Source organism: Pasteurella canis (assembly GCF_900454865.1).
Lineage (GTDB): Bacteria > Pseudomonadota > Gammaproteobacteria > Enterobacterales > Pasteurellaceae > Pasteurella > Pasteurella canis.
Genome location: NZ_UGTV01000015.1, coordinates 673,754 through 685,869, shown reverse-complemented (window position 1 = coordinate 685,869; position 12,116 = coordinate 673,754). Strand labels below are relative to the sequence as shown.

Below are 12,116 nucleotides of genomic sequence, written 5' to 3'. Positions count from 1 at the left end.
AAAAAGCCTTTTGTAATAATTACAAAAGGCTTTTTATTAAGTATAAATAATTGCACTAATCTACTAATACTGTTTCCATATAAGTTAGTCGTTCAACATTAGTAATATAATGACTCAATTCTTGCTCTTCTGGCTTATGTAAGTAAGGTATCTGTCCTAAAAGCGGAGCATCTATTTTTTCACTTAACAACTTAATAATCTCAGCATAATGACTTAAACAAGGATTAATACGATTAGCTATCCAGCCTAATAAAGGCAGTCCTTTCTGTTGTATTGATTCCACCGTTAATAAAGCATGATTAATACAACCTTCCTTAATTCCAACAACTAATACAACTGGCATTTTTTGTTCTTGAACCCAATCTGCAAAACGATAATGCTCATTTATTGGGGTCAACCAACCATATGCACCTTCAACTAGGATTGATTGATATTTTTTATTTAGCCTAGATAAATCAGAATTTATTTTTTCTATATGAATACTCTTCTCTTCATGAGAGGAAATCGGCGTACTATGTTTAAATGTATAACTATTTACGTCTTGATAGCTTACATTTTCTTTCGTCGACTTCATAAGAGTTAATACATCCGCATTATTTTCTAAACCATAATCACTTTTAGATTTATCTTGATATTCAACATCATTATAAATACTGTCTTCATGACTAAATGCTATGGGCTTATAGCCCACAATTTGAATACCTTTATTTTGTAATGCTTGTATTATGGCTCGACTTGCGACAGTTTTACCTACATTCGTATCTGTTCCTGTTACAAAAAAACAGCTCATCGCCTATCCCCTTTCTAAGTCTTCTCTCTACAAAGATCTTAAAGGAATTCTGCTTTACAAATGTTGAGATAACACAAATTTTTCTTAAATTGATATCATTAATCTAGAGAATATCTACAAAATACATCTTGAGTTATTATCAGAACAAATAATCAATCTTTAATAAAATGCCCTAATAAACTGCCATCATAGATACTTTGTTTAATAGCTGAGGCCGCTACAATAGGAGTATTCCACTCATATTTTCCTGTAATAACCTCTACTTTAGAATCTGTAGAGGCTAAATTTTCTCTTAATGACTGATTTAATCGATTTAAGAAAATATCTTTTGATAGTAAAAAACTAGAACTCAACATAATTTTTTCTGATGCAAAAATATTCACTAAATTCATTAAGATATAAGCCAAACTATCTGCAATATGATATAAAATTTGCTCAGCTTTTTTATCACCTTGATTTACTTTCTCACACAAAAAAGCTATTTTTTCTGAACAATTAGATAATTTATTTTCTGGAAAATACTTATCAATCAGAGGATAAATTGCTTTATGCGTAACTTGATTTTGCAATTGATAGCGTTGCACATCATTTAAATCGGGGCTAATGTCTTGTTGTATCATATTGAATTTGGGCACTATCATCCTATTAATAGTACTACGCGATTGATTTTTATGTGATAATAACTCCCCTTTAGACAGTACACTAAAATTAATCACATTATCTAATTGTAAGAACAGAACATTATCACAGTTTATAACACTACCTAAAGTGGACTCAGCTAATAACCAAGTTTGGAAGTATTCTGTAATCAACACTGGAATCTTAAAATATGGAGTGAATAGCGCTTTTAAATCAATATTCAGCTGTATTTCACCAAGCTTAACTAATCGATTCTCATGATCTAGTTCTCCTCCTACTGCTACAGAAAACGTAATTAAATGATTTAATTCATCTTGCGTTTCAGAAAGGAATTGCTGTAAATGTGCGACTAAAACTTGTTCTAAATTTTTAAAGTCATCTTGATTTAATGGATAGATATTGTGCTTTATTGCCCCACCATCCAACTCACTTAAAATAATCTCAAATTGATTCTCAACTAATGTGGCACACAAAGATTGCCAGTAAAATGGCGATACACATAAACCAATAGCTGGTCGACCACGCGTTTCTGTATTTTGTACTGCTCGTTCAATAATTAATTTTTCTTTAATAAGTTCGCGAGTTAATGCTGTAATTGTTGCTGGAGCTAAACGTGAGAGCTTTGATAAATCAATACGAGAAATTTCTTCAAATTGTTCAACTAAACGGTAAATGCGTCCAAGTTGCTTTAAGCGTAGTGGCAATTTATCTTCTTTTCTGATTTTTGGCATAATTAATACTCTATTCCATAAGTAAAGCAAAGATTGTTCTGCTACTGAAGCATATTAAACAAGATCTATTTTTTGATTATGTTCCATATTAATGCAGAGTTTTCTAATGAAAATAAGAAATAATAAATTGTCTACTTATACCAGTTATAAGAATAAAAACAAGTGCTTTAAAGTAATAATGAGATTTATTTCACAAAAACAAAACTTTTAATAGATTTTGGTAATTTTCATAAGTTAAGGTAAACTATATCGGTTTATTTACTCAAAAAATTATTTAAAAATTGAGGTTTTTATATGACTAAAATTGCATCTATCGTTGATGTATTACAAGGTAAAATAACTGTTGGCGAACAAATAACTGTACGTGGATGGATTCGTACTCGCCGAGACTCAAAAGCTGGGCTGTCTTTTTTATCTATTTATGATGGCTCTTGCTTTGATCCAATCCAAGCTATTGTGAATAATGATATTGAAAATTATGCCTCAGAAGTGTTACGTCTTACTACAGGCTGTTCCGTTATTGTCACAGGAACAGTAGTCGAATCACCTGCCGAAGGTCAAGCAGTTGAATTACAAGCAAGCTCCGTCGTTGTTACTGGTTGGGTTGACGACCCAGAAACGTATCCAATGGCAGCTAAGCGACACTCTATCGAATATTTACGTGAAGTTGCCCATTTACGCCCTCGTACTAATATTATTGGTGCTATAGCACGTGTTCGTCATTGTTTAGCTCAAGCTATTCACCGTTTCTTCCATGAACAAGGATTCTATTGGGTTGCAACACCATTAATTACTGCATCAGATACTGAAGGTGCAGGGGAAATGTTCCGTGTTTCTACATTAGATTTAGAAAATTTACCACGTAATGAGCAAGGAGCGGTCGATTTTTCACAAGATTTCTTCGGTAAAGAATCATTCTTAACTGTTTCTGGCCAATTAAACGGTGAAACTTATGCTTGTGCATTAAGCAAAATCTATACATTTGGTCCCACATTCCGCGCAGAAAACTCAAACACAACACGTCATCTAGCTGAGTTTTGGATGGTTGAGCCTGAAATTGCTTTTGCTACGTTAGCAGATAATGCAAAATTGGCTGAAGATATGCTGAAATATGTTTTCCGTGCCGTATTAGCGGAACGAAAAGACGACTTAACATTCTTTGAAAAACACGTTGATAAAGAAGTTATTACTCGTTTAGAAAACTTTGTTAACTCTGATTTTGCACAAATTGACTATACTGATGCAATTGAAATATTACTACAATCTGGTAAAAAATTTGAATTTCCAGTCTCTTGGGGGATCGATTTATCCTCTGAACATGAGCGCTATCTTGCTGAAGAATATTTTAAATCACCAGTTGTTGTAAAAAACTATCCAAAAGATATTAAAGCATTTTATATGCGTTTAAATGATGATGGTAAAACAGTTGCAGCAATGGACGTCCTAGCCCCAGGAATAGGTGAAATCATTGGCGGCTCACAACGTGAAGAACGCTTAGATGTATTAGATCAACGTATGCTTGAAATGGGTCTCAATCCTGAGGACTATTGGTGGTATCGTGACTTACGTCGATATGGTACTGTACCACATTCTGGCTTTGGCTTAGGATTTGAACGATTAATTGTATATGTCACTGGTGTACAAAACATTCGTGATGTAATTCCATTCCCTCGTGCGCCACGTAATGCCAACTTTTAATAAGCTATGCAATCCAAGTTATTTTCCCCTTACTATATAGTAAGGGGAATTTTTTAAGAGAATGAAATGAAAACGCTGAGTAAAAAAGTCATTTTTAGATTATTTTTAACCGTACTTTTGCTAGGCAGCGTTACTACGATTATTCGCCTCTCTCACTACACTCCTTTGAAGGATTATTTTCCTTACTCTACTGCAATATATGATGATAAAAATAATTTGCTACGCCTCACTACAGCAAAAGATGAGCGATATCGTTTATGGACACCACTTGAAGAAATTTCGCCAAAATTAATTGAAGCAGTTTTATTTCAAGAGGATGAATGGTTCTATTATCACTTTGGTGTTAATCCATATGGCTTAATACGTGGCGCATGGCAAACTTATATTTTAAACAATTCTCCTCAAGGTGGTTCTACTATAACGATGCAACTTGCTCGTGTTTTATGGCACATTGATAGTCGTACATTAGTGGGTAAGGCCGAACAAATATTACGTGCTATTGAATTGGAAATTCGTTATTCTAAAAAAGAAATACTCGAGGCCTACTTTAACTTTGCACCTTATGGTCGTAACATTGAGGGGGCTGGTACAGCTAGTCTAATCTATTTCAATAAATCAAATAGCCAAATCAACTTGGCAGAAGCGATGACATTAGCTATTCTGCCTAAAAACCCAAATGTTTATATTCGTCAACATAATTCTCAGCTTAACCCTGCTTTATTTAAAGCACGTAATCAACTCTATCATCGCTGGTTAATAACTCATCCAGAAGATAAAAAATGGCAAACTGATTTTCAACTGAGCTATGCGTTACGTCCTTTAGAAAAATTACCATTTTTAGCACCGCACTTTGTTGACCAATTGCTACAACAGTATCCTAATAGACCTAAACTCATCAGCACATTAAATAGTCATTTACAGAGTTTAATTGAAAGCATTACTCATCGTTATTTATCACAACAATATCAAACTGGTATTAATAATGCATCTGTATTGTTAGTCGATAATGAAACTATGGCTGTCAAGGCATTAATTGGGTCAGGTAACTATTTTGATCAACGTATTTCAGGTCAAATAAATGGCACTCTAGCAAAACGATCTTATGGCTCTACATTAAAACCCTTTATTTATGCTCTAGCATTTGATCAGGGGTTGGCACATAGCCAGACTATTTTAAAAGATTTACCCACTATCTTTTCTGAATATCAACCAGAAAATTATGAAGGTAATTTTGTTGGTCCAATTAGTGTCACTCAAGCATTATTACAAAGTCGCAATATCCCAGCAATTGAAATAGCCAGTCGTCTTTCACCTGATTTATATGATTTTTTACAACAAGCCAATATAACATTTACTAAAAATAAAGCACATTACGGTCTATCTTTAGTATTGGGAGGCTCTGAACTTAATGCTCAGCAATTAGCTAGCCTATACGCTATGTTAGCCAACCAAGGGATATGGTCACCTTTAAAATTCCTTAAGGAAGAAAAATCTTCTTTAAAAAAACAGTTACTTAGCAAAGAAAGTACGATAATGATCCATGATATTTTGCGCAAAAATATTCGTACTGATATACAAAATAAATCGATTAAATCAAATTTACCCCTCTACTGGAAAACAGGCACATCTAATGGTTTACGCGATGCATGGACAGCAGGATACTTTGGACGTTATACATTAGTCGTTTGGCTTGGTAATTTCAATAATAAAAGCAATCCATATTTGATTGGTCGTAATGTAGCCACACCACTTTTTCTACAACTAGCGGATAGTATCATTGCTAATGAACCACAAATGAGTGACATTGTCACGGAAGGAGCTAATTTAAAAGAGGTTTTCGTCTGTCAAGCTGATGGTAATTTACCTAATCAACACTGCCCTCAACAAGTAAAAACGCTTTTTATTCCAGGCAAATCACCTATTACTGTCAGCCAGCTTTACCAGCCATTTATCGTATTAAAAAATACTGATATATTAGCTTGTCAGCCTTATTCCGATAAAGATATTGAACAAAAAATATATGAAATGTGGTCAAGCGATTTTCAACAGCTATTCGCACAAGCTGGTGTAATGAAACGTACTCCAATTATTAATCCTGCCTGTCCTTATGAACAACAAAATCAAGCATTACAATATTTATATCAAAATAACCCTCAGATTACTTCACCTTTAGCAGAAAGAGATTATTATATTTCACATCAAATTCAATCAGAACCATTAATTTTGTCAGCAAATGTTGCAGCGGATGTACATAAGGTATTCTGGTTTATTGATAATGCATTTATTAGTGAAGCTCTACCCAATCAGCCCATCTTATGGCAACCTAACTCGATGGGCAGTTATATTATTTCTATCCTTGATGATCAAGGTAGAGCTGACTCAGTACAAATTAAAATAAATGCTTTTTAAAAATAGCTTAGGGTCTTTATTTCTTTTTTGCCATGGATTTTGTATCCCATGTTCCTTTTAGCATATTGTACTTCATATTATGAAATACACTTTGTTCTGACTTGTCAAAATGACTTAAAACATCGCCTAATTTCTGGTGTACTGTAGCTGTTCTGCGAAATAATCGATAGTTTTTAGGCTGTTTTGCTAATAGCGTTTGGGCTATTTCTAATGATTGCTGATAGTAATAATGACTTTGCGTATAATTTTGCTGTAATCTAGCAAAATCACCTAATCTCTCATAACTACGAGCTAAATCCGCTTGTACCCAAGGGCTATTAGGCGAATTTAAATAAAGTTTATGTATGATCGTAAACCCAGATTGATAACGTTCACTGGCATGTATCGCATTTCCTTCAGCCAGAGCAATGTCACCTAATTTATAGTACAAAATACCTAAAATACGTTGTATTTGCTGATTAGCTGGTCTTTCTTCAGAAAGATGTTCAAAAATATCAAATGCTTGGTGATAGTGATTCGAAGCTTTTTTTATATCTTCTTGACTTAATGCGATACTCGCTAACTTCGCATAAGATATGCCCAAACTCCTCTGATTTTGCCTATGATTAGGATATTTATCATCTATATCATGGAAAATTGTAAAAGCTTCTTGGTAGTATAAAAGAGCTTGATCAAATTGTTTTTGTATACGAAAAACATTGCCGACTTTATCATAAGAAGAGGCTAAATTATGTTGAATTTGCAAATTATCAGGATCTTGAAGAATCTGTTTTTTAGCGATATTTAACTTTCTTTGATAATAATCTAGCGCTTCTTTCTGATTATTTTCAGCTAATTTCACATCACCTAAGCGCTCATATATCATGCTCAAGTCATGTAAAATTTGTTGATTTTTTGGATCTTGTTTAACTAATTTATCAATAATAGTAAATTCTTTTTGATAGTAATTAAATGCTTGAGCATACTGATACTGAGTTTGCATTAAATGGCCTAAATTATAATAAGAAATACTCAATTCTCTTTGTACATCATAATGTTCAGGATTTTTTTGATAAATATCCTGATCAATATTAAAAGCATTTTGGTAATAAAATAGAGATTGTTCAAATTGGTTCATTAATTGGCTAATATCGCCCAATTTTTTATATATATGACTTAGACTACCTTGTAATTTAAAGTTTGTAGGATCTTTTTGAACTAATTTTTGTCTAATTCCTAGAACAGCTTGATAACTTTGTTCTGCAGCATTTAAGTCTTGTTGGATTTCTGCAAGATGTCCAATATTTTCATAAGCCATGCTTAAATCATGTTGAATTTCTAAATCATTTGGTGTTTTATCGGCTAAATACTGAAATTCAGCAAATGCACGTTGATAGTAAAAACTTGCTTTATCGACATCACCCAATTCTTTTGCATGATTCCCTTGATTCATATAAGCTACAGCAATTTCTCTTAGCCCTTCATAACAAGTATTTTCTTCCAAATGCTGTATTAGTTTTTCAATTTCTTGATAAATGACAGCTTGTTTTGTCGCAGGGACATATTGTTCTAGTACATTACGCAGATCAAAATTTAGAAAACTGACTGCAGTACTAATTTCATGTAATAATGTTTCTGATCTTTCTAATTCCATTTGATATTTTAATGTTTGCTGCTCAGCCTCTTGTTTCTTATCAAATGCAAAACACCCCACACCAATAGATAGTATTAACAATAAAGAAGAAATACCTAAACTCATTTTTACACGTTTCAACGCACGAGATCTGACTGTAATGAGAGCTCTGGCTTTTCTTAACTCATTCACTTGCTGCAACTGTTCTTGTACACGACAGCAATCCAAATATTCTCGTTGTACTGGTGTGAGATAAGCTTTAAATTTCCCTTGCTCTAAGCGATCCATTTCCTGTAAACGACAACCACTCAAACGTAGCCATTCTGTATGTTTTTGAGTACGTAACCACACGATAGTTTCTGCTTGCAGCATTTCTAATAAAAATAAATCGGCTATATCTTCTTTTAACCAATCTGAAAGCAAACGCCATTGACGTAAAATACTTTCATGAGCAAATTCAACTGTAATTCCCTGCTCATTGCTATGTTTTCTTTTGTTATCTAAAAATTGCGCATTATAGTCTTTTGTCAGTAAACGACTTTCTACTAAACTATCAATAATTGGTCTTACATCTTCAGGGAAATCAATATAATGTGCTACCTTACGGTGTGGTTGGTGTGTTTTTACATCAATACTGGCTAAATAAGGGATAATCGCCCGACGTAATAACATAATACGATCGTTATGATTTTTAGGTAAACGAGGATCTTGTTGTGCTTTCGTTAATGCTTCATCAATAGCAATAGATACAGCACCTTGTAGTCCACCAAGTCCAGAATGCTGTTGAGTATATTCGTCTTGAAAGGTCAAATATTCCTTAAGTTCTAATTTACCATTACTACCATAATCTAAATATAACCGCTCTAAAGTAAAAGCTAATAGAGGTAAAGCATCTTTACCGCCATCTTGTTCTAAGTCCTTTAGCAATCTATCCGTTAACTGAGGATCAATCCAAAGTGGCTTTTGTGTTTTCTCTAATAATTTTGCGGGACCTTCAATAATTTGTTGATAGGCACCTTTTGCAATTGGGGGTAATGAAAAAGGATATTGATCAATCCCTTCTAATTTTTCTGCAACTTGTAAAGCAGAATAAGCATCAGTACGAATCGTTGATAACACCATGACATCGAGTTCATCACAATGTATTAACTCCGCAATTAATTGCAAAAATTGACTCGTTTCTTCATTATATGAAGTAAAAAGTTCTTCAGCTTGATCAACAGAAATAATCAAAGTTGGTAAATCCGAATTCTGTTGAAACTCTAGTTTTCCTCTCGCTCTTCTTAAAATACAAAGTAAAAATGCTTTTAAAGCGATACGCAATGTAGGCTTAGTTACAAGCTCCTTAATTGATTTTTTAGTACGTCGAATATCTAATTTTTTACAAAGTTGAAATAATGCTTCAATCAATCCTTTTTCACCACTTAAAACAAGCTGATTTGGTCGAATAAGTGGTAATACTAAAAATTGTTGTTGCAAACGAGCAAGTCTTGGTAAAATCCCTGCTCGTAAAAAAGAAGACTTTCCAGACCCCGAAGCCCCTTGTATTGCAACAAAACGAATTTGAGTAGTTTCACGCAAACGTTGTAATTCTGATAACAGTGCTTTAATCGCACCATCTCTTCCGAATAAAAGCCCTGCATCTTCAAATTCAAGTGGTTTTAAACCTTTATATGGACTAGGCGGGTTGTCATAACGAGATAAAGGTGGCCACTGGAAGAAATCTGGATGTAATCCTGCATAAGTTAAACCTCGTTTTAATCCATTCAAGCCACTTTGGCTAAAAGCAACCATGCTTGATTGCCCTGAAGGTAATAATATCGGAATAGTTACTTTTGGGTGACCAATTTCAAGATTTCCGATATTCCATTTATCTAAAATAGCATGAGGGATACGATATTTAGTAGGTGATTTAATAATTAAAGGGAAAATGGGTTTATTTAATGCCGCTGCCATCTGATATTCAGATAAACAGTGTGGGGAAATCAACCAATTATCAGAAATCAGCAATATCATGCCTTCGCATTCATTAATTGAACTACCTAATTTTTTTCGCCATTCCTCTCCAACGTGAATACCATTATTAGGATCTAAATCTAAAAATAAAGACCAACCTAATTCACTGAGCCAATTATATAAAGCAATAGATTCAGCATTATCTAGACTAGAATGACTAATAAATAATTGGGTCATTGTTAAATATCCTTATACAAAACAAAATATCCTATTAAATAACGCAGACAGTTATTTTTATTTAAAAGTGTAGTACGAAATTAAATTATGAAGTAATGTCAGCTACTCGATTTATCTTTTTAAGTTGGTAATGTTGCCTTACCATTGGTTGTGCTAAAACAAAAGGAATTAAACGTAATAAACATTCATTCTTATGTTTTTCTAATTCTGGAAGTTGCTCAAAAGGGACTAAACTGCAATTCAATTGTTGTTTTTCATCATTCTGTTTCGCATAAAGCCAACCATCTGTGAGGCGCTCTTGATAAAAACGCTGATGCTCTAATTTTAACATTGGGGTCAGATATTGTTGAATTACACAATGTAATTCTGCTATTAACAAATCTTGAGAAGCATATTCTTTTTGATGTACTAATTCAAATCCAAGCTCTCTCAGTTTGATAAATAAGTGATCTGCTGCACAACGATTCGAATGTTTAAATCCTTCCTGTAAAGACTCCCGCCAGTCTCTATTAGCCGAATCAATATTTTCTAAAAATGCGCGAGCAAATTGAGGTCCAAACTCGACAGACTTTATTGGCGGAAACGCACGGCTACGAACAGCTTTATAAGCAGTATGTATAATTAACGATAATACATCATTCGCTTCTTCATAAGGATAATTAATATTACTTTGAATAATCGAAAAATAGTATATATCTTGATTATCAACTTGATTAGCATGGGCAACTAGATTGAGCTTTTCTACATAAGCAAGGTCTTTTCCAAATAAACAAGCTGTGAGATAAGCGGGTACTTGAAGTGCGGTTAAGCTTTGTCTGATTTTATAACATGCTTCCAATACCACGTAATCTGTTTCATCTGTAATATAAATGTGGTTAAATGCACCATGTTTTGCTATTACATCAGTAAGTAACGCTGGTGAAATATGTGTTTCACAGCATACATAATGATTTGCTTCTAATGGGAATCCACCTCCCCCATAAATTTTCTTACTCTGATTCTCTTTTAATAGGAGCGGATTTTCCTGCAAAAACTGTTCGTAAGCCTCTAGATGCTGACTAAAAATACTTAAATAAATCTTCTTAATATTTAAATAAACACAATTACGCATAATATTTAAGATTAATTGCTGCGTAAGAGGAGTAAATCCCACAATCCCAATATGTAAAACACCATTCGTTGATAATGAACTTTCCCTTAATGGAGGGCGTTTTTGTAACAATAAACGTGCAGCGCTATGAATCGCATTTCCCCAGACAATTTCACCTTTTTCACTGCGATATTGCTCAAAAATATATTCCTGATTAGCAATTCGTGACACCAATCGATTTTTAACATTAATTAATAAACGAGGTTTACTATTTGTTCTATTAAGGAGTGAAATAATAGATTCCGCTAATGTAATATTAATTTCATCTTGCTGAGCAACTATATAAATAGTTTTAGCAGATTTTAAATTCAAACTATTTAATTGTTCAAAAGATAATTCTGGTAAATGTAGTAATTTATAATGACGGTTAGGCAACTCACCGTAATAATCTATTCCATCTTTAGAAACATCAACAAATAGCTTTCTACCTGGATGTTTAATTAGCATACTAGAAACAAAAGCTAATTTGGTTGTACCAAAAACAACCATACGAGGAGGAAATAATTTTAGGCTAAGAAATGTTAGCTTCTGACCGATCACTTGTAGAAACAATTTAACGACAGCAACAATTGTAAATAATGGTAACGCAAATCTTGCTAACTCTATTTGCCAATTTGGGGCATGTTCTTCCCCATTAATCACAATTAATTTAATACTGTTGTATAAACCATCTACAAATGAATAATGTTGCTCACGATAGCCCCATAAACCGAGACAGAAAAAAATACTCAAGAGGAAATAAATAGTATAGCCTTTATTTTGGGCTCTACGATGTAATTGATTCATCATATCCGTTTATTTTAAATCGCTTTATATTTGGAAATGAAAACAAATAATTAATAATGGGCATCATCAAATACCCACATAAAAATTAGGGACGGGATTATAATCAAA

The 12,116-nt window shown here is 33.3% G+C and carries 6 protein-coding genes; 2 read left to right on the top strand and 4 right to left on the bottom strand.

Going from position 1 to position 12,116, the window contains the following annotated elements; translation table 11 throughout:
* Positions 1 to 55: 55 nt before the first annotated feature.
* Positions 56 to 790, bottom strand: a complete 735-nt coding sequence (gene bioD, locus DYE19_RS03780; protein ID WP_115322662.1) for a dethiobiotin synthase — start codon at positions 788 to 790, stop codon at positions 56 to 58.
* Positions 791 to 942: 152 nt separating this feature from the next.
* On the bottom strand, positions 943 to 2,160 hold the full coding sequence (locus tag DYE19_RS03775) for an ROK family protein (protein WP_115322661.1): 1,218 nt from the start codon (positions 2,158 to 2,160) through the stop codon (positions 943 to 945).
* Between the two features lie 294 nt (positions 2,161 to 2,454).
* On the opposite strand from DYE19_RS03775, the gene asnS reads away from it, so the two are divergent.
* Together asnS and pbpC are read left to right on the top strand one after the other, a co-directional pair.
* Positions 2,455 to 3,858 carry an asparagine--tRNA ligase gene (asnS, locus tag DYE19_RS03770; protein WP_115322660.1) on the top strand — a complete coding sequence of 468 codons (1,404 nt, stop codon included), beginning with the start codon at positions 2,455 to 2,457 and terminating at the stop codon, positions 3,856 to 3,858.
* A 66-nt stretch (positions 3,859 to 3,924) separates the two neighbouring features.
* Positions 3,925 to 6,267, top strand: coding sequence for a penicillin-binding protein 1C (gene pbpC / locus DYE19_RS03765; protein ID WP_115322659.1), 2,343 nt, complete (start codon positions 3,925 to 3,927; stop codon positions 6,265 to 6,267).
* Between the two features lie 16 nt (positions 6,268 to 6,283).
* Here pbpC and DYE19_RS03760 read toward each other — a convergent pair whose 3' ends face one another.
* Together DYE19_RS03760 and DYE19_RS03755 are read right to left on the bottom strand one after the other, a co-directional pair.
* Positions 6,284 to 10,072 (bottom strand): nSTAND1 domain-containing NTPase, encoded by a 3,789-nt coding sequence (locus tag DYE19_RS03760; RefSeq protein ID WP_115322658.1) that lies wholly within the window; start codon positions 10,070 to 10,072, stop codon positions 6,284 to 6,286.
* 85 nt (positions 10,073 to 10,157) lie between these two features.
* The gene (locus tag DYE19_RS03755) at positions 10,158 to 12,011 is read right to left on the bottom strand and encodes a hypothetical protein (RefSeq protein WP_147285035.1); all 1,854 of its coding nucleotides are present in this window, start codon (positions 12,009 to 12,011) and stop codon (positions 10,158 to 10,160) included.
* Positions 12,012 to 12,116 lie beyond the last annotated feature (105 nt).